Source organism: Allobosea sp. GW823-FHT02B03 (genome assembly GCF_058797755.1).
This window is the reverse complement of record NZ_JBXAJY010000001.1, coordinates 315,827-337,649: the sequence shown is the minus strand read 5'-3', so window position 1 is coordinate 337,649 and position 21,823 is coordinate 315,827. Positions and strand designations below refer to the sequence as shown.

The following is a 21,823-nucleotide window of genomic DNA, read 5'->3' as shown; positions in this document are numbered from 1 at the left end:
TATCGCGCACTGCTGCTGCGACTGCGACTGTAGGAAAATTTGCGAGCGAACAGCTCAATGCCGTACCGGAAAGGTCGAGCCAGATGCCGCGCGACGTTCTCCCGCCATGCCCGGCTCATTCATGATGCGTAATGGCATGCACGGCACCTCCTGGCGACCCGAGCAGGCTGGACGTCCGAGATCATGCCCGCCCCCGGACCGTCGCGTTGGTCGTTTGAATGCACGGGCTTGTCAAGCTTGGCAGGCTTGCTCGGCCGGCGATCCCACAGCGTCGCCAACCAGGCTGGTCGGTGCAATTCCTCGCGACGCGGCCGTTGCGAGCGACCCATGACGGCTGCGCAAGACCCCACCTGCCTAACCAGCGAGCCGAAATTTACGCCTCTTCACGAGAGCGATCGGATCACTTCGGGAACCGCTTCGGCAGAAATCTCGCCAAGACTAGGAAAACACAAGACTATTCGCGAGCCGCCTCCTCAGGAAAGACTCCATCTCGTCGAGGAATTTCGTCGCGGCCTCCAATGACCGATCGACATCGCCGCGCCCGATCGCCTCGATCGCATCAGCATGCGCATGCCCTATGGGAATGTTCGTCGCCTCGAGATGCATGAAGTACACACGCCGGGAATTGGCCTGAATGGGAGCGAGCGCCGCAGTCAGGAACTTGTTGCGCGCCACCCGCAGCGACAAATCCTTGAAGCTTCGGTCGACGTTCATCAAGCCGACCTTGTCTCCGGCGTCGACGACAGCCCGCATGCGCTGCGCCATCTCCATGAAGCGCGCCCTGTCCTCGCTCGAGGCGAGCCTGGCGGCCCGCACCGCGACCTGACACTCCAGGGGGCGACGAACCTCCATCAGCAGAAACTGGTCCCGGAAGTCGACATCCGTGACGAAGACGCCGGAGCGCGGCAGGATATCGACGAGATTGTTCTCGCGCAGCCTCTGCAAGGCCTCGCGAATCGGCGTGCGCCCCAGGGCCAGGGCCTGCGCCAGCGTCTGCTCCGACAACCGCGTTCCTGGCCTGAGCTCGCCGAGGATGATCATTTCCTCGAGACGCCTGTAGGCTTCCACGGCCAAGGTCGAGGACGCCTCCCCCGCAAAACCCATTCATCTCTCCTCAAACCGCCTAGGGCGCCCGGCCAAAACTGACATATCAGAGTAGGCTGCAACCTCTCAGAACGGCAAGACAGCCACGCTCGCGTTTCCGTGAAAATTCATGATTGACAACGCCTCTTAGCTTTGTGACGCTGCCTTTACTGACATGTCAAACAAGACCTGACGCAGCGGTGCAGCTGCGATCATCGGGCGCCGGGCATGCAGCTTCGTTTTCCGGCCGACGCCACCCTACGCCGTCCGCGGATGCCCGCGCGACGGCCGGCGATGCGCGGGATTTGTCGAGCGCCGCGCTGAGCGGGAGGGAGTGGGACCGGCGATGACAGTGCCTCGGATCGACAGGATCGTGGTCAACGGCAAGATCGCGACGATGGAGCGACCGGACCATTTCGTGGAAGCTCTCGCGATCAGCGGCTCGAAGGTCGTCGCACATGGGAGCAACCAGGAGATCAAGGAACTCGCGCCCTTCGCCGAGCGGATCGACTGCGGTGGCCGGACGGTGCTGCCGGGCTTCATCGACAGCCATTGCCATCCCGACATGCACGGCGCCCGGCTCGGCCGCTGGTCGGACCTTTCCACCGGGTTCGGCAGCAAGGAGGACGTGCTCGCCCATGTCCGCGCCACGCTCGAGGGCAAGCCGGCCGATCACTGGTTCGTCGGCTTTCGCTACGACGATACCCGGCTGGGCGGCTATCCGACCCGTGACGAGCTCGACCAGGCAGCAGGCGGGCGACCGGCCTTTCTCTATCGGCGCGACGCGCATCTCGGCTTCGCCAACAGCGCGGCCCTGGCCGCGGCCGGCTTCACGCGTGAGAGCGGCGATCCGCCCTTCGGCCGCCTCGACCGTGACCCGCAGACGGACGAATTGACCGGGCTGCTGCGCGAGACCGCAGCCCATGAGATCGTCAATCTCTGCCAGCGCGGCTTCACGCCGGACGATTTCGCCGGCGGCCTGGTGCGGGTCTTCGACGATTTCGCGTCCTACGGCATCACCTCCGTGCACAACAGCCTGTGCTCGACGCAAGGCATCGTCGCCTATCAGAAGATGCGCGAGAACAACGAGCTGCGCATGCGTGTCGGCCTCCTGGCCAGCGGCCGCGAGGACGAGCTGATCGACGCGATCATCCGCTCGGGCTGGCGCACCGGCTTCGGCGACGAATGGATCCGGCTGACCGGGGTGGAATGGTGCCCCGACTGCTCGACCAGCGGCCGGACCGCCGCCTATTACGAGCCCTATATCGGCGAGAAGGTCCTCGGCGAGCCCGAGGACAATCGCGGCATGCTGCTCTACGAGCTCGAGGACTTCAAGCAGCGGGTCCTGCGCGCGCACAAGGCGGGCCTGCTCGTCGGCGCGGACGGTGTCGGCGACCGCGGCATCGACTTCGTGCTCGATGCGTTCGAGCACGCGCTCCATCATCACCCGGTCCACGATCACCGGCTGCGCGTCGAGCATTGCTGCAACGTCACCCCGGCCATCCTCGAGCGCCTCAAGAAGCTGCAGGTCATCTGCTCCTCCGCCACCGGCTTCGCCTACGATCTCGGCGATGCGTATCGGCGCAATCGCGGCGCGGCGGCGATGCGATACATGTGGCCGCACCGGAGCATGATCGATGCAGGCGTGAAGGCGCCGGGCCATTCCGATTGCCCCGTCTGCCACCCCAATCCGTTCCGCGGCATCTACTCGATGGTGAACCGCAAGACCGACAGCGGCGCCGATCTCGACCGCCGCGAGGCGGTGAGCGTCTACGAGGCCGTCGAAGCCTACACGACGCTCGGCGCCTATTGCGGCAAGGAAGAACACATCAAGGGTGATCTCGGAGTCGGCAAGCTTGCGGACTTTTCCATCCTTCACGAGGATGTCTTCAGCGTGGATCCAGAGACCCTCGCCGATGTCCGTGTCGATGAAACCTATCTCGGGGGAGATCGAATATTCTCGCGTCAGACGTGACGCGAGAAGGAGAGCACAGCCTCATCTGCATGCGCGCATAACCACAAGGGGAGATACCATGAAATTCGTCGCTCACGCCCTCGCAGCCGTGGCACTGGCCGCGACCGCCGGCCATATCGCACCGGCCGCCGCGCAACAGACCCTGACGATCTCGTCCTGGGGCGGCGCCTACCAGAAGGCGCAGAGGGAGGCCTGGTTCAACATCGTCGAGAAGGAACTCGGCGTGACGATCAAGGAGGAGACCACATCCGGCGTCGCCGATGTGCGCGCGCAGGTGGCCTCCGGGCGCCCGACCTGGGATCTCGTCCAGCAGGGCAATTATGGCTGCGCGCTGCTCGACAAGGAAGGCAACACCGAGCCGCTGACGCCGGCCATCCTCGGGGTCAAGGGCATCGCCGACAACATGAAGGGCAAGGGCTGGATCTCGAATCTGGTCTACGCCACGACCCTGGCCTGGAGCGACGAGAAGTACCGCGACAAGAAGCCGTCGAGCTGGGCCGACATGTGGGACACCAAGACCTTCCCCGGCGGCCGCACCATGCGCCGCAGCCCGGTCTACGCGCTCGAATCCGCCCTGCTCGCCGATGGCGTGCCGATGGAAAAGCTCTACCCGCTCGACACTGCGCGCGCCTTCAAGAAGCTCGAGGCGATCAAGAAGGACGTGGTCGTCTGGTGGGCCTCCGGCGCCCAGTCCCAGCAGGTGCTGAAGGATCGCGAGGTCGAGATGGCGGCGATCTGGAACGGCCGCGCCGAAGCCCTCGCGACCGAGGGTGAGAAGGTGAGCCTGACCTTCAACCAGCAGATGCTGCTGACGGACTGCTGGGTCGTGCCCAAGGGCGCCAAGAACAAGGACCTGGCGATGAAGGCGATCGAGATCATGAGCCGTCCGGAGGTCCAGGCCCGTATCGCGCTCTACATCAATTACGGCCCGGCCAATGTCGAGGCCTTCAACACGGGCATCATCAAGCCGGAGGTCGCGGCGAAGCTGCCCAGCTCCCCGGAGAACGCCAAGAAGGGCTTCGTGCTCGACGCGAACTATTGGGCGGCGAATCTCGACGAGCTGACCAAGCAGTTCGACCTGTTCATCCAGCGCTGAACACGAGCGGCCGGGCCTGCCCGGGCCCGGTCGCCCTCGCATGAAAAGGTAACAGGATGACAGTCATGGCTACACCTGCCGACGCTCCGGCGGCCGGTGGCAACCGCAGCGCCTCCCTGCCGATCACCATCGAGCGCCTGGTCAAGTCATACGGCTCCTTCAAGGCGCTCGACGATGTCAGCCTGTCGATCAGGAGCGGCGAGTTCATCACGCTGCTCGGCCCTTCCGGCTCCGGCAAGACGACGCTCCTGATGGTGCTCGCCGGCTTCGTGCGGCCGCAATCGGGCAGCGTCCGCTTCGCCGATCGGGAAGTGGTGCTGCTGCCGCCGCACAAGCGCGACATCGGCATGGTGTTCCAGAACTATGCGCTGTTCCCGCACATGACGGTCGCGGGCAATCTCGCCTACCCGCTCAAGCTGCGAAACGTGCCGGCGCGGGAGATCGCCGGGCGGGTCGAGCGCGCGCTCGATCTCATTCAGCTGAGCGCTTTCGGCGAGCGCCGCATCGACCAGTTGTCCGGCGGCCAGCGCCAGCGTGTCGCGTTGGCGCGCGCGGTGATCTTCGAGCCGCGCATCCTGCTGATGGACGAGCCGCTCTCGGCGCTCGACAAGAATCTGCGCGAGCAGATGCAGCTCGAGGTCCGCCGCCTGCATGATCGCCTCGGCATGACCACGGTCTATGTGACGCACGACCAGCGCGAGGCACTGACGATGTCGGATCGGATCGCGGTGATCAACCGCGGCCGCGTCGTCCAGCTCGACCGCCCACGCGAACTCTACGAGCGGCCGGCCACGCATTTCGTCGCGAGCTTCATCGGCGAGTCCTCGACCTTGCCCATCGAGATCCGGGATGGGCGGGCGAGCTTCGCCGGCGCCCCACTGCTCAGCGCGGCGCCGGCACCGGCGGGCAGCGCGTCGAGCTTCCTCGTGCTGCGACCGGAAAAGCTGCGCCTCCTTGCCGATGCGGCGCCGACTGAGGCCAATGTCATCGCCGGCCATGTCCGCCAGAACGTCTTCCAGGGCGACAGCATCGTCACCTATGTCAGGACCGCGAGCGATCATGAGATCGCGATCCGGCGCTCCCTGCGCACGGACGAAGTCCTCGCCGAGGTAGGCACCGCGGTCCGGGTCGGGTTTTCCGCCGAGGACGCGATCATCGTCCCAGCCGACGCGGATGTCCCGCAAACGGGCCGGCCATGACGCTGGCTCTGGATCAGATCGCAACCGGCGGCACGGCGTCCGGAGCCAATGAGGAGGCGCTGCGGCGCCAGGCCCATGGCGAGCGGCGCTCGATGCTGGCGCTGACACTGCCGGCGCTCCTGCTCGTCGGCTTCGTCGTACTCATCCCGATCGGCTGGCTGTTCTGGCTGTCCTTTGTCGACAAGGGCGGCTTCACCCTCATCCACTACCAGAGATTGCTGCACCCGACCTATCTGCTGACGCTGCGGACCACTTTCGAGCTGGCCTTCACCGTCACCGTGGTCTGCCTGCTGCTCGGCTACCCGCTGGCGTACCTCGCCTCGCAGCTGCCGCGGCGCTGGGCGAGCCTCGTCCTGCTCTGCGTGCTCTTCCCGTTCTGGACTTCGCTGCTGGTGCGGACCTACGCTTGGCTGGTGCTGCTGCAGCGACGGGGCCTCGTCAATACCTGGCTGCAGAAGCTCGGCATCATCGAGGAGCCCCTGCGGCTGGTGCATAATTTCACCGGCACGGCGATCGGCATGACCCATATCATGCTGCCGTTCATGGTGCTGCCGCTCTACGCGACCATGAAGACGATCAGCGATGACTACATGCGCGCGGCCGCCAATCTCGGCGCCTCGCCGATCCGCGCCTTCTGGCAGATCTATGTGCCCCTCTCCTTCCCAGGCCTCGCGGCCGGCCTGATCGTCGTCTTCGTGCTGTCGCTCGGCTTCTACGTCACCCCGGCACTGCTGGGCGGCGGCCGCGTGATGATGTGGGCGATGCAGATCGAGCGTTCGACCACCGTCTATGCCGACTGGGGCGCCGCCAGCGCCATGGGCGTCGTCCTCCTCGTGATCACGCTCGGCATCCTCTGGCTGGTCTCGAGGCTGACCGGCTCGGCGAAACTCGGGGAGGCACGCTGATGCTGCGACAGCCTGCGACGAGCACGCAGATCACCCATCTGGACAGGCTCTGGCTCTATGTCCTGTGCGGACTGGTCATCGTCTTCCTGATCGCACCGACGCTGCTCGTGATCCCGATGAGCTTCTCGGATTCGCGCTACCTGTCGTTCCCGCCGGAATCCTGGTCGCTGCGCTGGTACCGTGCCTATTTCGGCTCGCTCGAATGGCGCGATGCCACGGTCGTGTCGCTGCAAGCCGCCTTCCTGACGACCATCGTCGCGACCGTGACCGGCACGCTCGCGGCCTATGGCCTCCATCTCGCGCGCAGCGGCGCCGGCCGCCTCGTCCAGGTCGCCCTGACGTTGCCGATGATGATCCCGGTCATCCTGCTCGCCATCGGCATCTTCCTGTTCTTCGCGCCGCTGGAGCTGAACAATTCGCTCTCGGGTCTCGTGCTCGCGCACACGGTGCTGGCGCTGCCGCTCGTGCTGATCTCGGTCACGGCCGGGTTCAAGAGCTTCGACATGAACCAGGAGATGGTCGCCCGCAGCATGGGCGCGTCGCGCCCGCGCGCCTTCCTCACCGTGACCCTGCCGCAGATCCGCAATTCGGTGATCTCCGGCGCCCTGCTCGCCTTCATCACCTCGCTCGACGAGGTGGTGATCGGCCTGCTGATCGCCGGCGGCGACAAGGCGACCCTGACGCGGCGCATGTTCCTCGCCCTGCGCGACGAGATCGACCCCACGATCGCGGCGATCTCTTCGCTGCTCATCGTCCTGTCGATCGTGTTGCTGGCGGTGTCCCAGTATTTCCAATCCGAACCTCGCGATTAGACGACCCGCTCAAGGTCGCCGAAGGAGATTTGACGTGGTGCTGCATTTCGAGAGAGCCGAATTCGATCAGCGTGTCGCCAATGCGCGGATCGCGATGCGACGCGAAGGGCTGGATGCCCTGCTGCTCTTCGCCCAGGAGAGCACCTATTACCTCACCGGTTTCGACACGAGCGGCTTCGTCTTCTTCCAGTGCGCGGTGCTGACGGCAGATGAGCGGCCGATGACGCTGCTGACGCGCCGGCCGGACTTGGAACAGGCGCGGCGGACCTCGACCTTCGAGGACATCAGGCTCTGGTACGATGCGCCCGGCATGGACCCGTCGCGCGAGCTGATGGCGATCCTGGAGGAGAAGGGCCTCAAGGGTGCCCGGGTCGGCATCGAGATGCGCACCTTCGGCCTGACGGCCGACAATTACGCCCTCGTGCATCACCGCCTGTCCCCATGGTGCACGCTGGTCGACGCGTCCAACCTCGTCCGCGGCCTGCGCGTCGTGAAGTCGGCAGCAGAAATCGCCTATGTCAGGCGTGCCGCAGAGCTCGCCGACGACTCGCTCGTCGCGATGATCGAGAAGGCGCGCCCGGGCAGCTTCGAGGGCGACATCGCCGCGGCGGGCTCGGTCCCGATCCTCGCCGGCGGCGGCGATCCGCCGCCTTCCGGCCCGGTGCTCGGCTCGGGCGATCGCGCCTTGCTCGTCAGGAGTGCCACCGGCTTCCGGACGCTCGACGGCGAGGACCAGCTGACGATCGAGCACGCCGCGAGCTATCGCCGCTATTGTGCCTGCCTGATGCGGACGATCGCGATCGGCCGCGCCCAGCCGCTGCAGCAGCGCATGTTCGCGGTGACGCACGAGGCGATCACGGCCATGACCGAAGCTGCCCGGCCGGGCAACACGATCGGCATGATCGACGACGCCCATCGCCGCGTCTTCGACAAGGAGGGCTTCGGCGGCTCGCGCATGTCGGCTTGCGGCTACTCGCTCGGCGCAACCTATCGGCCGTCCTGGATGGACGTCCCACCGATGATCTATTCCGGCAATGAGATGCCGGTCGCGCCCGGGATGATCCTGTTCCTGCACGCCATCCTGATCGATGCGCCCAACAACCTCGCGATGTCGCTCGGCTACACGATCCTGACGACCGAAGGGTCCGCCGAGGTGCTGAGCCGCATCCAGCCGGAATACGTGGTCACGACCTGATCCTTCGCGGCCGGCTGCTTCGGACGCCCTCCTGTCTCCAGGTGAGAAACCATGCCTGCGAACGACCTGTTCACGCCCGATTTCCTGCCGCATCCCTATTGGTGGGATGCAGCCCGTCCGGTGGAGGAAGCGGACGGCGCCCTGCCGGAACGCGCCGATGTCGCGATCATCGGCGGCGGCTATACTGGCCTGTCCTGCGCGCTGGAGCTCAGGCGGCAGGGCGTCGAGGCCGTGGTGATCGAGGCCGACGAGATCGGCTTCAACGCCAGCTCGCGCAATGGCGGACTGGTTACCGGCGGCGTGAAGCTGGCGCTCAGCGATTTCTCCCGCGAGCTCGGCAAGGAACGCGCCGACCGCCTGACCGCCGAAGCGATCGGAACCCTCCAGTTTCTGGAGGGCCTGATCGCCCGGGAACAGATCGACTGCGACTTCCAGAAAACCGGCCGCTTCGTCGCCGCCTATTCGCGCAAGCATTACGACCACCTCGCCGCCAACAGCGACCGCATCGCCGCCCTGACCGGCGCGCGCTGCGAGATGGTGCCGCCCGAGCGGCAGCGGGAGGAGATCGGCAGCGATCACTATCGCGGCGGCCAGTTCGTCGAGGCCGCCGGCGGCCTGCACCCCGCCAAATACGTTCGCGGCCTCGCGGAAGCCGCACGGCGCGCTGGGGCGAAGCTAGTCGACCGCACCAAAGTGCAGCGGATGAGCCGCAGCGCCGATGGCTGGCGCCTCGAGACCAGCGCCGGCGCGATCACCGCGCAAAAGGTCATGGTCGCGACCAATGGCTATACCGGCGAAGCCACGCCATGGATGCGGCGCAGGGTCGTGCCGGTGGCGAGCTTCCTGATCGCGACCGAGCCGCTGCCGGACGGCCTCGCCGCCGAGCTGGTTCCCAACCGGAGGATGCTGGCCGACACCCGCCGGGTGCTCAGCTATTTCCGCCTGTCGCCGGACGGAAGGCGCGTGCTCTGGGGCGGCCGCGTCGGAACCGCCGCCATGGACCCGCGCGAGAGCGCGCGGCGCCTCCACGCCGTCATGACGACAGTCTGGCCGCAGCTTCGCGACGTGCGGGTCAGCCACAGCTGGAACGGCAATGTCGCCTTCACCTTCGACTTTCGGCCGCATCTGGGCAGCCATGAGGGGGTGCACTACGCGCTCGGCTGCCAGGGTAACGGCGTCGCGATGCAAAGCTGGCTCGGCTTTCAGGCCGCCCGGGCCATCGCCGGCGCGGCCAACGAACCGAGCGCCTTCGCCGACCTGCCCTTTCCGACCGCGCCGCTCTATGACGGCCGGCCCTGGTTCCTGCCGATGATGCTGGCCTGGTACCGGCTGCGCGACCAGATCGACCGGATGGCCTCCTGAACGAACGCACGTTTCCGCGTGCCTTTGGCCCGGCCGGTGATGACTGGAGCCGGCCGCATTGCTCCCCAGCGCTTTCGACGAGGACACGACCATGACGACGATGGCAGATGAGCGGCACAGGCTGCTGGAGTGGCTCGACGCGGAGCGCGGCGAGATCATCGACCTGCTGCGTGCCCTGCTGCGGGAGCGCGGGCCGAACCCGCCGGGAGACACGCGCTCGACCGCGGATGTCGTGCGCGGCTACCTGAATGCCCGTGGCCTCGACCACCGCATCATTTCCCCGCATCCCGAGATGCCGAACATCGTAGCCAGTTTCGACGGCGCAAAGCCAGGTCGGCATCTCGTGCTGAACGGCCATCTCGACGTCTTCCCGGTCGCTCCGGACCTCGCAGGTTGGACGAAGGATCCGTGGGGCGCCGAGATCGTCGACGGCAAGATCTACGGGCGCGGCGCCTGCGACATGAAGCCGGGCACGACCGCATCGATCGTCACCTACGCCATGCTGCACCGCCTGCGCGAGAGCCTGGGCGGGCGACTGACCCTGACCTGCGTCTCGGACGAGGAGACCTTCGGCCCCTGGGGCGCGCGCTACCTGATGGAGCACCACCCGGAAGTGCATGGCGACTGTCTGCTGAACGGCGAGCCGGGCGGCCCGGAATCGATCCGCTTCGGCGAGCGCGGCCCGCTCTGGATCGCCTTCACCCTGCGGGCCAAGGGCGCACACGGCGCCTATGTCCACGCGACCGACAGCGCGACCAAGCTCGCCATGCGCCTCGCGACGGAGCTCGAGAGCCTGACCGAGATCGAGGCGCCGCTCTCGCACAATCTGCAGCGCGCCATCGAGCAGAGCCGGCCGGTGATGGACCGGATGATGGGCGAAGGCGCCGGCGGGCTGGTGAACCGGGTGACGCTGAATATCGGCACGATCCAGGGCGGCGAGAAGGTCAACATGATCCCGTCGCACTGCACCTTCCAGGCGGATTTCCGCCTGCCGGTCGGCATGAGCAAGGCCGATCTCCTGCCGAAGATCGCCGAGATCGCCGCCCGCTACCCGCAGGCCAGCTGGGAGGTGGTCGGCGGCGACGAGCCATCCTGGTGCGACCCAGACCACGAGATGGTGGCGATCATCCAGAAGAACGTCGAGGAGGCCGGCCGGCCGCGCCCGCAGCCGATCGTCAGCCTGGGCGGAACCGATGCGCGGCTCTGGCGGCACCGTGGCGTTCCCGCCTATGTCTATGGCCCCTATCCACACGGCATGGGCTCGCATGACGAGCATGTCGACATCGAGGAGTTCCTCCATGTCGTGCGCACGCATGTCCTGTCGGCTTTCGACTATCTCAGCCGTTCCGCGCCCCGATGACCAGGGCGCCTTCCTAGCCGCCAGCAGCGGCCGACGCGCCAATGCGTGAGCCTCGCTTCTTGAAGAGGCGAGACAGCAGCCGCCCTGCTGCCTAGGCGCCGCTTCAAGCCTTCGACCATCTCAGGTGCCTGGTGCTGCGGACAGCTCACCGGAAGCCGGCCGTGGAGGCAAGGCGATAGCGCTCATGTGGCCGATCTCGCGGTAAGCGAGGCCGGCTATTGCGATTGCGGGCGGAGCAAGGCGATGCCGAGCTCCCGGACCTGCTGGCGGCGCAAATGGCCGGGTGTTTCGGTCAGGACCACCTCGAGCGTCGGCCGGACGATGCCTTTCAGCAGATGGCCGCCCCTGGTGCTGCCGTCCCGCAAGCCGAGCACCGCATGAGCATGCAGGCTGGCACGGCCGTCATCACCTTCGGCAATGTCCCCGATCAGGCTCAGCACCTCGGCCTGCACATCCACTGCGATCTCGATATAGGTCTTCGCCGCGGAGTCGAAAAAGCCGACGATCGCGATTTCGAATGCCCCGATCGCAGTGAGCGATGCAGCCGTGAGCCCCTGCTCAGTGGCGAAACGGGTGATGCAGGCAAAGGCTTCGTCACCAGCGTCGAGGACAAGGGCGAAGACGCGCTTCCCATCATTCTCCGCCAAGAGAACATGATCCATGCAGTATCCTTTCAAGCCACGATCCGGCGGACGTTGATCTCCACGAAAATCGAACGGCCGGCGGCTGCAACAGTTCCATGATCCTCGCTCGACTGCCCGGGCGCGCCGTTGATCCTGGCCGGTTTCTTGGAGCGGCCTCCTGAAATACAGGCTCTCGCGGAAAGCTCGCGACCCCGTCCAGACACGGACAACCGGCGCGCTCAGCCCTCCTGCAAACCCGCCCGGCAGGGCATTGGCGCTTGCTTGACTCTCCGCATCATTATGTTCCCTTAATGTTCTCATCAACGCGAGTGAGGACGATGCCAACAGCCGAGCCGCAGACGGCGCTGGGGAACGACGATCTGGAATGGGAGCTCGTCGAGCTTGTCGAAGAGCACGGCAGCGAGAGGGCGGCGCTTCGGGCGCTGCTGCATGATTTCCACATGCTGCTGGCGGATGCCGATCGCTCCGTCTCGCGCGGCTTCCTGCGCGGCGCATTCTCCGCGGGCGCGCGCCCGCTCACGACCGACGAAGGGCCGTGACCCCACCCGCGCAGACGACACGCGAGCACGATCTCCGGATCGCCGTTGGCCGCCGCTGCGCGCGCTGCTTCAGCCATGCCCCGCCGCGCAGCCACGGACCAGGAGCGGTGGTCCGCCCCTGGCCAGAGTTGGAAGCGGCGGAGCCGACGAAGGAAGGCGACCTGATTGACGCTGCAATGCCGCCACAGGCGTGCGTCTCCTTCCTTCCGCCGTCGATGAACCCGAGCCTTGTCGACGCCCCCGGTCGGCAACGGGCACGCGGCGCTCTTGCCAAGGCTGCGTGGGCGTCAGGCAGCGATGCGGTTGGCGTTCCACTGCCCGGCCTGGCTCAGGATCATGCCGGGATCGCTGAATCGGCTGCGCAGGATCTCGCGGTACAATGCGCCCTCGCGTTGCCGATCGACCCCGCCTTTGGCTCCGATCAGGATCCGCAGGGCCTGTTGCAGCGCATCCACTGTCCCCGAACCTTCGTCGAACTGCGCCTTCTTGCGCCAGACGAGATCGTCCGGCAGCAGGTCGGCGCAGGCCTTGCGCAGCAGCCATTTCTCGGTGGTCGGCCCGGTCGATTCAGCGATCGCCGGGTCGGTCCGGCGCAGCTTGAGCTGCGCGGGGATGGACTGGGCGAAGGCGATGAGGTCGCGGTCGAGGAACGGCGTCCGCGCCTCCAGCGATTCCGCCATGGTCATGCGATCGACCCGCTGCAGGTTGATGTTGTGCATCGTGCCAAGGCTGCGTGTCAGCTCGTCGGCAAGTGCGCGCGGCTCGTCGACATAGCCGTGATGATAGGCGTAACCGGCGAAGAGTTCGTCGGCCCCCTCTCCGGTCAGCACCGCCTTGACCTGGCTGCGCGCCAGCCTGGCTGCGAACAGCGTCGGGATCGCGCTGCGGACGAGGTCGATATCGGCGCTTTCGAGATGGTAGATTACATGGGGCAGGTTCTCGGCGATGTCCTGCGCCGTGAAGGTGAACTCATGGTGGTCGGTGCCGATATGCTCTGCCACGCGCCGCGCGGCGGCGAGGTCGGACGAGCCGGACGTGCCGACGGCGAAGGTCTTGAGCGGCCCATGCCCCGCGGCAGCCCTGATCTTCTGCGCGATCGCCGCGATGATCGAGCTGTCGAGGCCGCCGGACAGGAACGAGCCGACCTCGACATCGGCGACCATCCACTTGGCCACCGCCTCTTCGAGGCTGAGCCGCAGTTCGCCGGCCACGCCATCGATGTCGAGGCCCGGCTCGGCTTTGGCGGCTCCTGACGGGACGCGGTACCATTGCCTCAGCCCGCTCTGGCTGTCGAAGAGCGAGCCCGGCGGGATCGCGCCGATCTCATCGAAGCCGAGGCCGTCGAAGGCCTTGAGCTCGGAGGCGAAGGCCAGCCCCCTGCCGCGCTGGGCCATGTAGAGCGGCTTGATCCCGAGCGGATCGCGCGCCGCGATGATCCGATCCGGTGTCGCCAGCACGAAGGCGAACATGCCGTCGAGCCGGCTGACCCAACGCTGTGCGCCGCTGCGGGACAGATGAAGAATAGTTTCGCTGTCGCTGGCCGTTTCGAAGAGTTCCGCGCCAAGGATCGCTCTCAGATCCTCGTGATTATAGATCTCCCCATTGGCGACAAGCATTTCCCTGTCCGCTCGAATGGGCTGACGGCCATTCTCCTGACCGATGATCGACAGTCGGCAATGGCCCATCACGGCCGGAGCCCCGCCCAGTCGGGCGATCTCGGTCGCATCGGGGCCGCGATGTCCAAGGCGTGAAAGCATCGCTGCGATCAGCGCCCCGTCCTGGTCATCGATCTCCCACAGGCACACGAAGCCACACATGGAACGTCCTTCTCATTGGCGGCCTTTCGCGACAGCGCGCATCGCGACGCGCCACACATGAAAGGTCTCAAGGTTTCGTCAAAGAGTTTACGAGCTGAATTCTGAAATTCAATTTGAAACATAAAAGGTATGCATTCGTTATAATGGAAATAAATATTTCGTATTAGATAGATTCAGAGAATAAATATTCCCAGAAATGACTATCAAAATATCATATAAAATTTCCACAAATGGGTTGCCAACGCCGGATAGGCTGCTCTAAAAGCCGCGGCAACGCAATGGACATTCTCAATTACATCATTTCGAACTGGGGGCTCATCGTCACCCGGACCGGCGAGCACGTCGCCATCGTCGGGGTCGCGGTCGCTCTGGCTATCCTCACGGGCGTGCCGATCGGCATCGCGATCAGCCAGAACCGGCGCGTGGCGGATGCCGTGCTCTATGTCGCGTCGATGATGATCACCATCCCGTCGATCGCGCTGTTCGGAATGATGATCCCGCTGCTGTCGCTGGTCGGTCACGGAATTGGTTATCTGCCGGCGGTGATAGCGGTATTACTCTACTCTCAGCTCCCGATTATCCGGAATACGTACGCCGCGATCCGCAATCTTGACCCGTCCCTGCGTGAAGCTGCGCGCGGCATGGGTTTGACCAGAGGCCAGCGGCTGCGGGAGGTCGAGCTGCCGCTCGCGCTGCCCGTGATCATGACCGGGGTGCGGCTCGCGGTGGTGATGAATATCGGCGTCACGGCGATCGCCGCCTATATCGGCGCCGGCGGGCTCGGCACCTTCATCTCGCGCGGCATCAGCCAGACCGACCCGCGCCAGCTCATCACCGGAGCGCTCGCCGTCAGCCTGCTCGCCGTCGTCGCCGACCTCTCCCTGCTGTGGCTGCAGCGGAAGCTCACCTCACCGGGATTGAGGACCAGATGATCAGACTGCACCAGGTCAGCAAGACCTTCGCCGGCAGCACCATGCCGGCCGTGGACCGTGTCTCGCTCGAGGTCCCCGCGGGCGAGATCTGCGTCCTGCTCGGCCCCTCCGGCTGCGGCAAGACGACGACGATGAAGATGGTCAACCGGCTGATCGAGCCGAGTTCCGGCGACATCCTGATCGACGGAAGGAGCACGGCCGATTGCGACGTCACGCAGCTGCGGCGCAGCATCGGCTACGTCATCCAGCAGATCGGGCTGTTTCCCAACAAGACCGTCGAGGACAATATCTGCATCGTCCCCGACATACTCGGCTGGGACCGGCGCAAATCGCGTGAGCGGGCGGCGGAGCTGCTCGACATGGTCGCGCTCGAGCCCGGCGCCTTCCTGCACCGCTATCCGCGGGAGCTTTCGGGCGGGCAGCAGCAGCGCATCGGCGTGCTGCGCGCCATCGCCGCCGATCCGCCGGTGCTGCTGATGGACGAACCCTTCGGCGCCATCGACCCGATCAACCGCGTGATCATCCAGGACGAGTTCCTGAAGATGCAGGCACAGATCCGCAAGACCATCCTGTTCGTCAGCCACGACATCGACGAGGCGGTGAAGATGGCCGACCGGATCGCGATCTTCAAAGACGGGCGCCTCGTCCAGTACGACACGCCCGACAATATCCTCGCCCACCCGGCCAGCAGCTTCGTGTCCGATTTCGTCGGCGGCGACCGGACGCTGAAGCGCCTGCAATTGCTGACGGTGCGCGACGCCATGCTGGCGGACCCGCCGCGGGTCAGGGCCGCCGACAGCCTGAAACAGGCTGCTGCGACGATGGAGGAGCACGGGCACCAGGCGATCGTGATGGTCGGCCCACGCGGACGGGCCCGCGGCTACGTCTCGCTCCAGGCGGCGCGCGGCGCCAGCGGCATGGTGGGCGAGAACCACGAGACCCTGCCGACGACGATCCGGCCGCACGAAGACTTGCGCACCGCGGTCTCGACCATGTTCCGCCACGACGTCTCCTGGCTCGCCTGCGTCGACGAGGACGGCATGTTCGTCGGCTACGTCACCCTGCGCGGCATGACGCGCCTGCTCTCGGAGACCTACCGGGATGGCTGACGGCGCGCTGCCCATGCTGACCAGGCTGCGCCGCAATGGAGTCCATCTCGCTGTCTTCCTGCTGGGAGCCTGGGCCTGGGCCGGCGGTCTCCTGCCGGGCCTGCTCGAAAAGTGGGACGACATCGCTTTTCTCGGCTGGCAGCATGTCGAGCTGGTGGCGCTGTCGGGCGGTGCCGCCATCCTGATCGGCGTGCCGCTCGGTGTCCTCCTCACGAGGCCGCGCTTTCGCCGGCTCGGCGACATGGCGTTGCAGGTCCTCAATGTCGGCGCGACGATTCCGACGCTCGCCGTGCTGGCCCTGTCGATGAGCCTGCTCGGCATAGGCAACGGTTCGGCGATCTTCGCGCTGTTCGTCGCCTCCTTGCTGCCGATCGTCAGCAACACGATGGCGGGCTTGCGCGCCGTGCCGCCGCATCTGCTCGAGGCGGCGCGCGGGATGGGGCTTTCTCCGCGCCACACGCTGTTCCAGGTCGAGCTGCCGAACAGCCTGTTCGTGATCTACACCGGCGTCCGCACCGCGCTGGCGATCAATGTCGGCACCGTGCCGCTGGCCTTCCTGATCGGCGGCGGCGGGCTCGGCGAACTGATCTTCACTGGCATCGCGCTGAACGAGTTCGGGACCATGCTCGCCGGCGCCATCCCCACCGCCCTGCTGGCGGTGCTGATCGATTTCATCATGGCCCAGCTCCAGTTCTGGACCATTCCCCGAGGCGTCAACCCGCTGCGCTGACCCCTCCGGCCTTTCCCGCAGTAGCTTCAAGGAGACCTGGCATGAAGCTTTCGTCGCGCATCTTCGCCATCACCGCGCTCACGGCGCTCTGGGCGGTGCCCGTGCAGGCCAAGCCCATCGTCGTCGGGGGCAAGAACTACACCGAGCAATTGCTGCTCGCTGAGGTCACCGCGCAATTGCTCAAGCAGAAGGGCTTCGAGGTCGACAAACGCGACGGCCTCGGCTCGCAGGTCCTGCGCGATGCCCAGATCGGCGGCCAGATCGACGTCTACTGGGAGTATACCGGCACGTCGCTCGTCACCTACAACAAGATCAGCGAGCGCCTGAGCGCCAAGGACACCTATGAGCGCGTCAAGGAGCTCGACGGCAAGCTCGGCCTGACCTGGCTCCAGCCTTCGGCCGCGAACAACACCTACGCGCTTGCCGTCCGCGCCGACGACCCCAAGACGGCCTCGGTCAAGACGCTGTCGGACCTTGCCGCCGCCTTCAACGCCAAAAAGCCGCTGAGCATTGCCGTCAATGCCGAATTCTCCGGGCGTCCCGACGGGCTGCCCGGTCTCCAGACGGCCTATGGCTTCAAGGCCGGCCGCGCCAACCTGAAATCGATGGATTCCGGGTTGACCTACCAGGCGCTCCGTGACTCCCAGGTCGACGCGGCCCTCGTCTTCGCGACCGACGGGCGCATCCAGGCCTTCAAGTTCCGGGTGCTAACCGATGACAAGGAGTTCTTCCCGAACTACGCCGCCGTTCCGGTCGTGCGGAGCGAGGCGCTCAAGGCCAATCCGACCCTCGAAGCGACGCTCAACGCGCTCTCCGGCAAGCTTTCCGATGAAGTCCTGCAGGGGCTCAATGCCAAGGTCGATGTCGACAAGACCCCGATCGAAGAGGTCGCGCGCCGGTTCCTGGCGGAAAGCGGCCTGAACTGACCGCATGATCGCCGGCCGCTTCGCGAAGAGACGTGTCCGGCCGATGCAGCACCAAGAAAGCCCGGCTTCGGCCGGGCTTTGAGTTTTCTAGGCGCACGCCATCGGCGGGAGACCGGCTCGTCTTGAGGAACGAGCTGCGAGACGGGGGATCAGCATTTCCGCGAGCGCGGAAATGCTCTGCTGTCGCGAGACGAGGTCAGCGCGAGACGTCGATCACGACGCGACCGCGGATCTGGCCGGCGACGATCTGCCCGGCGAGGTCCGGCAGGAGCGACATCGGCTCGACGCGGCTGATGGCCCGCAGGGCGTCGCGATCGAGGTCGCGCGCCAGACGGGCCCAGGCACGCTCGCGCTTCGCATGCGGCGCCATGACGGAGTCGATGCCGAGCAGGGCGACGCTGCGCAGGATATGCGGCAGGACGGTCGCCGGCAGGTCGGCGCCGCCGGCCAGGCCGCAGGCGGTGACCGCGGCGCCATAGCGGGTCTGCGACAGGACGGTCGCCAGCGTCTGGCTGCCGACAGTGTCGACGGCGCCGCTCCAGCGCTCCTTCTGCAGGGGCGCGCCCTTCTCGGCGAGCACCGCGCGATCGACGAAGGCACTGGCGCCGAGGCTGCGCAGATAGTCGTGGGTCTCAGGACGACCGGTCGCCGCCGTGACGGCATAGCCGCGCGCCGCCAGCAGGGCGATGGCGGTCGAGCCGACGCCGCCCGCCGCGCCCGTCACCAGCACCTCGCCGGAGCCGGGACGGATCTGCCCCCAATCCTCGAGCGCATCGACGCACAGGGCGGCGGTATAGCCGGCCGTGCCGATCGCCATCGCCTCGGCGAGGTCGAACCCGTCCGGCAGGCGCGTCAGCCATTCCGGCTTCAGGCGCTGGTAGCGTGCATAGCCGCCCCATTCGGTTTCGGAGAGGCCCCAGCCATTGACGACGACCTTGTCGCCGGGCTTCCAGTCCGACGAACGCGATTCCTTGACGATGCCGGCGATGTCGATGCCGGCGACCATCGGCAGGCGGCGCGCGATACGCCCCTTGCCGGAGACCGCAAGCCCATCCTTGTAGTTCAGCGTCGAATAGTGGACCTCGACCAGCACGTCGTGGTCGGGCAGGTCGCCAATGCCGATCTGGCGGAACGAGGCCTTCGGCTTGCCGCCCTCGTCTTCGATCATCAGCGCGGTGAAGGTCTCGCTCATTGTGCTGTTCTCTGCATCTGCCTGGTCATGGATCAGCCCTCATCGAGCTGGCTCATCGCCATCGCGCGCAGGCGGTGACGTTGAATCTTCTCGCCATTCGGCCCCATCGCGACCGGGAACTGGTCGATCTCGACGATGCGGCTGGGAACCTTGAAATCGGCGATGCGCCCCCGCAGTTCCGCGAGGAGCCGCGTCGTGTCCGGCGGCTGCGTACCCGGCGCCGGACGCAGGAAGGCGACGGCCTTGTTGCCGCGCGGGGTCGCCGCCTCGACGACCACGACCTCGCAGCCGGGCGCATCCTGCTTCAGCGCGTCCTCGATCTCGACGGGATTGACGAGAAAGCCGCCGAGGCGAAGGAAATCGCCGTCGCGGCCGACGAGATCGAAGGTTCCGCCGGGGCCGAGCGCGGCGAGGTCGCCGGTGCGGAAGAAGCCGTCGGCCGTGAAGGCGGCGGCGGTCGCGCCGGCATCGCCGAAATAGCCGCTGAACAGGGTGTCGACCTTGACCTCGAGCCGGCCGACCTCGCCGATCCCGAGCAACTCGTCGCCCGTGGTCGAGCGGACGCGCAGCTGCCCTTGCGGATCGAGCGGCCTGCCGCCCGGCCGCTGGCGCAGTTCCGGCGGATCGTCGGGCCGCCGGCGCGAGAAGAAGGAGAAGATCTCGCTCATCCCGAAGCCGTTGACCATGCGCAGGCCGCGGCGGTCGATGGCCGCCGTGAAGTCACCCAGCGTCGGGTTGAAGGTCGAGATCAGCGCCTCGCGCAGCGTCGGAAACGGCCGTTCCTCGGGAAATGCCGCGAAAAGCCGCTGGATCAGGTCATCGGGGCCGCTGAGATGGGTGATGCCGCGCGCACGGATCAGTTCCCCGGCCGTGCGGGCCTCGAAAAAGGGGATGAGCGAAGAGCTCGCAGCACCGGCGACGGTACCCATCCACTGGCTGAAGCCCCAGATGCCGCAGAACGGCACCGCCTGCAGCAGATGGGCATCGCCTGCGTCGAATCCGAAGGCGGCGGCGATCCGCCCGCCGTGTCGGGCGATATTGCCCTGCCGGTGCAGCGCGAATTTCGGGGCGCTCGTGGTGCCGGAGGTCGCGAAGATTGCGCCCGGCAGCTCGGGATCGGCGCGGCTCGCGACGGGATCGGCCTCGAGCAGGCTGCGATGTGCGACGCTGGCGACGCCGGGCAGCGCGCCAGGCGCCTCATCGCCATCGCCGACGATCAGGCGCAGCTCCGAAAGCGCGGCGCGATCCATGCCTGCGAGCATGTCGAGGAAGGCGATGTCCTTGAAGCCCGGCGCGATCGCCAGTACGCGCGCGCCGGTCCGCTGCAGGATGGACTGCGCCTCCGCGGTACGGAAGCGGGTGTTGATCGCAACCGCGATGGCGCCGAGATGGTGGCAGGCGTGGACGAGATCGAGATAGGCCAGACCATTGGGCAGCCAGAGCGCGACCCGGTCCCCCTCGCCGACCCCGTGGCGTGCCAGCCCTCCGGCGACGCGCAGGCTGCGCTCGTAGAGCTCTGCATAGCCGAGCGCCTGGGCGCCCTCATGGATACGAGCCTGCGGCGCCTTTGACGCGGCCGAGCGCAACTGCGCGACGAGGGTCTGCATGTCTACCTCTGCAAGGTGAGCCGGGCGCTTCCGTGCCCGGCTCGTTCGCATTGTCTTATCAGCGCTTGGACCAGGCCGGCAGCGGAACCGAGACCGCTTCCTTGACGGCGATGCTCTTCGGCCAGACGACCTCAAGCTTGCCGTTCTGCCACTGCATCACCGACAGCAGGGCGCGGGTGTTCTGGCCCTGCTCCTTGTCGCCTTCCGGCTTCAGCTTGACGCCGGCGCCGGTCAGCAGCGAGCCGTCCGGCAGGTCGACCGCATAGGCCGCCTTGCGCAGGCTCTCGATCTTGGTGTCGGGCGCCTTGGCCAGGACCTCGTTGAAGAGCGTCCAGAAGCCGCCGAAGGAGATCAGGGCGAGCGGGCCGGGATCACGCTTGGCCAGCGTCTTGAAGCGCTCGATGAACTCGCCATAGAGCTTCTGGGTCGCCGGCGGCAGGTTCGCGACGTTCGGCGTTGCGGGAGCGTCGACATCGAAGATGCCTTCGGCGTTGGCGCCGGTGGCGGCGAGGAAGTCCGGCAGGGCGTAGCCGGTGCCGACGCCGACCAGCGCACCCATGTTGAAGTCGAGTTCGCGCGCCTGGCGGACGAAGAGCACGCCGTCATTCAGATAGGAGGTCGCGATCACGACGTCCGGCGCCTTGGCCTTCAGCGACAGCACCAGCGAGGACAGGTCGGTAACGGTACGGCTGTAGCGCTCGTTGGCGACGAGGTTCTGGCCGTTGGCCTTGACGCGCCGGGCGGCGGCGTCGCCGACCGACTGGCCGAACTCGGAATCCTCGGAGATCACCGCGACCTTGAGCTCTTCCGGCTTCTTGCCGAGCTTGGCCGCGAGATCCTTGGAGAAGTCGGCGGCGGTCTCGCCCATCATCGAGGCGTTGAACGTCAGGCGGATCGCGTTCTTGTAGTTGCGCTGGGTGAACTTGTCGGCGACCGCGATCGTCTCCCAGTAGAGGACGCCTTCGCGCTCGGTGACCTCGCTGGCCGCCAGCGCGATCGAGGAAGCGTAGGTGCCGGCGATGAGCGGAACCTTCTCGCGCACGATGAGGCGCGTCGCCTCGGCGTTGCCCTGCGTCGGGCCAGGCGCATCGGCCACGGCGAAGGCGATCTTGCGCCCCTTCACACCGCCGCGCTCGTTGATCATGTCGCGCGCGACCTGGGCCGCCTGATAGGCCTCGTTGCCGATCAGCGCCATCGGCCCCGAAAGCGGAAACATCACGCCGATCTTGAGGTCTTCCGCCGCGGAGGCGCCCGTGGCCGCAGTGAAGCTGGCCACAAGCGCGGCAGCCAGGAATGTCCGTCTCGAATTCACCATGCTCTCCTCCCGTTTTATCGTTGTG

19 protein-coding genes are annotated in these 21,823 nt (G+C 66.5%); 13 read left to right on the top strand and 6 right to left on the bottom strand.

Annotated features, from left to right (window positions below):
• Nucleotides 1-438 precede the first annotated feature (438 nt).
• Nucleotides 439-1,068 (bottom strand): GntR family transcriptional regulator, encoded by a 630-nt coding sequence (locus AC1REK_RS01590; protein WP_492267672.1) that lies wholly within the window; start codon nucleotides 1,066-1,068, stop codon nucleotides 439-441.
• Nucleotides 1,069-1,429: 361 nt separating this feature from the next.
• Here AC1REK_RS01590 and AC1REK_RS01585 point away from each other — a divergent pair, with 361 nt between their 5' ends.
• From AC1REK_RS01585 to AC1REK_RS01550, 8 genes are all read left to right on the top strand, one after another.
• Nucleotides 1,430-3,058 carry an amidohydrolase gene (locus AC1REK_RS01585; protein ID WP_492267426.1) on the top strand — a complete coding sequence of 543 codons (1,629 nt, stop codon included), beginning with the start codon at nucleotides 1,430-1,432 and terminating at the stop codon, nucleotides 3,056-3,058.
• Between the two features lie 58 nt (nucleotides 3,059-3,116).
• Nucleotides 3,117-4,154 carry a polyamine ABC transporter substrate-binding protein gene (locus AC1REK_RS01580; RefSeq protein WP_316018145.1) on the top strand — a complete coding sequence of 346 codons (1,038 nt, stop codon included), beginning with the start codon at nucleotides 3,117-3,119 and terminating at the stop codon, nucleotides 4,152-4,154.
• A gap of 65 nt (nucleotides 4,155-4,219) precedes the next feature.
• Nucleotides 4,220-5,353, top strand: coding sequence for an ABC transporter ATP-binding protein (locus AC1REK_RS01575; RefSeq protein WP_492267427.1), 1,134 nt, complete (start codon nucleotides 4,220-4,222; stop codon nucleotides 5,351-5,353).
• On the top strand, nucleotides 5,350-6,258 hold the full coding sequence (locus AC1REK_RS01570; protein WP_492267428.1) for an ABC transporter permease: 909 nt from the start codon (nucleotides 5,350-5,352) through the stop codon (nucleotides 6,256-6,258). The genes AC1REK_RS01575 and AC1REK_RS01570 overlap by 4 nt, the downstream gene beginning before the upstream one ends.
• Entirely contained in the window at nucleotides 6,258-7,070 is an 813-nt protein-coding gene (locus AC1REK_RS01565) for an ABC transporter permease (protein ID WP_066477921.1), read from the top strand. Before AC1REK_RS01570 ends, AC1REK_RS01565 begins: the two co-directional genes overlap by 1 nt.
• A 34-nt stretch (nucleotides 7,071-7,104) precedes the next feature.
• A complete protein-coding gene (locus AC1REK_RS01560; RefSeq protein ID WP_492267429.1) occupies nucleotides 7,105-8,265 on the top strand; it encodes a M24 family metallopeptidase in 1,161 nt (386 codons plus the stop codon).
• A gap of 51 nt (nucleotides 8,266-8,316) precedes the next feature.
• Nucleotides 8,317-9,627 carry an NAD(P)/FAD-dependent oxidoreductase gene (locus AC1REK_RS01555; protein WP_492267430.1) on the top strand — a complete coding sequence of 437 codons (1,311 nt, stop codon included), beginning with the start codon at nucleotides 8,317-8,319 and terminating at the stop codon, nucleotides 9,625-9,627.
• 91 nt (nucleotides 9,628-9,718) lie between these two features.
• Nucleotides 9,719-10,987 (top strand): M20/M25/M40 family metallo-hydrolase, encoded by a 1,269-nt coding sequence (locus AC1REK_RS01550; protein ID WP_492267431.1) that lies wholly within the window; start codon nucleotides 9,719-9,721, stop codon nucleotides 10,985-10,987.
• A gap of 215 nt (nucleotides 10,988-11,202) precedes the next feature.
• On the opposite strand, the gene AC1REK_RS01545 is transcribed toward AC1REK_RS01550, so the two are convergent.
• The gene (locus AC1REK_RS01545; protein WP_492267432.1) at nucleotides 11,203-11,649 is read right to left on the bottom strand and encodes a PPC domain-containing DNA-binding protein; all 447 of its coding nucleotides are present in this window, start codon (nucleotides 11,647-11,649) and stop codon (nucleotides 11,203-11,205) included.
• Between the two features lie 299 nt (nucleotides 11,650-11,948).
• Between AC1REK_RS01545 and AC1REK_RS01540 the strand changes: the two genes are divergently transcribed.
• Nucleotides 11,949-12,170 (top strand): hypothetical protein, encoded by a 222-nt coding sequence (locus AC1REK_RS01540; protein ID WP_492267433.1) that lies wholly within the window; start codon nucleotides 11,949-11,951, stop codon nucleotides 12,168-12,170.
• A gap of 287 nt (nucleotides 12,171-12,457) precedes the next feature.
• On the opposite strand, the gene asnB is transcribed toward AC1REK_RS01540, so the two are convergent.
• A complete protein-coding gene (gene asnB, locus AC1REK_RS01535) occupies nucleotides 12,458-13,987 on the bottom strand; it encodes an asparagine synthase (glutamine-hydrolyzing) (protein ID WP_492267434.1) in 1,530 nt (509 codons plus the stop codon).
• Between the two features lie 278 nt (nucleotides 13,988-14,265).
• On the opposite strand from asnB, the gene AC1REK_RS01530 reads away from it, so the two are divergent.
• From AC1REK_RS01530 to AC1REK_RS01515, 4 genes are read left to right on the top strand one after another with little or no spacing between them, the layout of a single operon-like run.
• A complete protein-coding gene (locus AC1REK_RS01530; RefSeq protein WP_316018136.1) occupies nucleotides 14,266-14,919 on the top strand; it encodes an ABC transporter permease in 654 nt (217 codons plus the stop codon).
• The gene (locus AC1REK_RS01525; protein WP_492267435.1) at nucleotides 14,916-16,028 is read left to right on the top strand and encodes an ABC transporter ATP-binding protein; all 1,113 of its coding nucleotides are present in this window, start codon (nucleotides 14,916-14,918) and stop codon (nucleotides 16,026-16,028) included. Before AC1REK_RS01530 ends, AC1REK_RS01525 begins: the two co-directional genes overlap by 4 nt.
• Nucleotides 16,021-16,758, top strand: coding sequence for an ABC transporter permease (locus tag AC1REK_RS01520; protein WP_316018134.1), 738 nt, complete (start codon nucleotides 16,021-16,023; stop codon nucleotides 16,756-16,758). The genes AC1REK_RS01525 and AC1REK_RS01520 overlap by 8 nt, the downstream gene beginning before the upstream one ends.
• A 41-nt stretch (nucleotides 16,759-16,799) precedes the next feature.
• Nucleotides 16,800-17,684: a glycine betaine ABC transporter substrate-binding protein gene (locus AC1REK_RS01515; RefSeq protein ID WP_492267436.1), complete on the top strand. Its 885-nt coding sequence runs from the start codon at nucleotides 16,800-16,802 to the stop codon at nucleotides 17,682-17,684.
• Between the two features lie 196 nt (nucleotides 17,685-17,880).
• On the opposite strand, the gene AC1REK_RS01510 is transcribed toward AC1REK_RS01515, so the two are convergent.
• From AC1REK_RS01510 to AC1REK_RS01500, 3 genes are read right to left on the bottom strand one after another with little or no spacing between them, the layout of a single operon-like run.
• A complete protein-coding gene (locus tag AC1REK_RS01510; protein WP_492267437.1) occupies nucleotides 17,881-18,876 on the bottom strand; it encodes an MDR family oxidoreductase in 996 nt (331 codons plus the stop codon).
• Between the two features lie 32 nt (nucleotides 18,877-18,908).
• Nucleotides 18,909-20,483: an AMP-binding protein gene (locus AC1REK_RS01505; protein WP_492267438.1), complete on the bottom strand. Its 1,575-nt coding sequence runs from the start codon at nucleotides 20,481-20,483 to the stop codon at nucleotides 18,909-18,911.
• A 58-nt stretch (nucleotides 20,484-20,541) separates the two neighbouring features.
• Nucleotides 20,542-21,798: an ABC transporter substrate-binding protein gene (locus tag AC1REK_RS01500; protein ID WP_492267439.1), complete on the bottom strand. Its 1,257-nt coding sequence runs from the start codon at nucleotides 21,796-21,798 to the stop codon at nucleotides 20,542-20,544.
• Nucleotides 21,799-21,823 lie beyond the last annotated feature (25 nt).

Bases quoted from the DNA above. Each gene is read 5' to 3' on its own strand.
- AC1REK_RS01585 (WP_492267426.1), top strand. From the start codon at position 1,430: ATGACAGTGCCTCGGATCGACAGGATCGTGGTCAACGGCAAGATCGCG.
- AC1REK_RS01580 (WP_316018145.1), top strand. From the start codon at position 3,117: ATGAAATTCGTCGCTCACGCCCTCGCAGCCGTGGCACTGGCCGCGACC.
- AC1REK_RS01575 (WP_492267427.1), top strand. From the start codon at position 4,220: ATGGCTACACCTGCCGACGCTCCGGCGGCCGGTGGCAACCGCAGCGCC.
- AC1REK_RS01570 (WP_492267428.1), top strand. From the start codon at position 5,350: ATGACGCTGGCTCTGGATCAGATCGCAACCGGCGGCACGGCGTCCGGA.
- AC1REK_RS01565 (WP_066477921.1), top strand. From the start codon at position 6,258: ATGCTGCGACAGCCTGCGACGAGCACGCAGATCACCCATCTGGACAGG.
- AC1REK_RS01555 (WP_492267430.1), top strand. From the start codon at position 8,317: ATGCCTGCGAACGACCTGTTCACGCCCGATTTCCTGCCGCATCCCTAT.
- AC1REK_RS01550 (WP_492267431.1), top strand. From the start codon at position 9,719: ATGACGACGATGGCAGATGAGCGGCACAGGCTGCTGGAGTGGCTCGAC.
- AC1REK_RS01545 (WP_492267432.1), bottom strand. From the start codon at position 11,649: ATGGATCATGTTCTCTTGGCGGAGAATGATGGGAAGCGCGTCTTCGCC.
- AC1REK_RS01540 (WP_492267433.1), top strand. From the start codon at position 11,949: ATGCCAACAGCCGAGCCGCAGACGGCGCTGGGGAACGACGATCTGGAA.
- asnB (WP_492267434.1), bottom strand. From the start codon at position 13,987: ATGTGTGGCTTCGTGTGCCTGTGGGAGATCGATGACCAGGACGGGGCG.
- AC1REK_RS01530 (WP_316018136.1), top strand. From the start codon at position 14,266: ATGGACATTCTCAATTACATCATTTCGAACTGGGGGCTCATCGTCACC.
- AC1REK_RS01525 (WP_492267435.1), top strand. From the start codon at position 14,916: ATGATCAGACTGCACCAGGTCAGCAAGACCTTCGCCGGCAGCACCATG.
- AC1REK_RS01520 (WP_316018134.1), top strand. From the start codon at position 16,021: ATGGCTGACGGCGCGCTGCCCATGCTGACCAGGCTGCGCCGCAATGGA.
- AC1REK_RS01515 (WP_492267436.1), top strand. From the start codon at position 16,800: ATGAAGCTTTCGTCGCGCATCTTCGCCATCACCGCGCTCACGGCGCTC.
- AC1REK_RS01510 (WP_492267437.1), bottom strand. From the start codon at position 18,876: ATGAGCGAGACCTTCACCGCGCTGATGATCGAAGACGAGGGCGGCAAG.
- AC1REK_RS01505 (WP_492267438.1), bottom strand. From the start codon at position 20,483: ATGCAGACCCTCGTCGCGCAGTTGCGCTCGGCCGCGTCAAAGGCGCCG.
- AC1REK_RS01500 (WP_492267439.1), bottom strand. From the start codon at position 21,798: ATGGTGAATTCGAGACGGACATTCCTGGCTGCCGCGCTTGTGGCCAGC.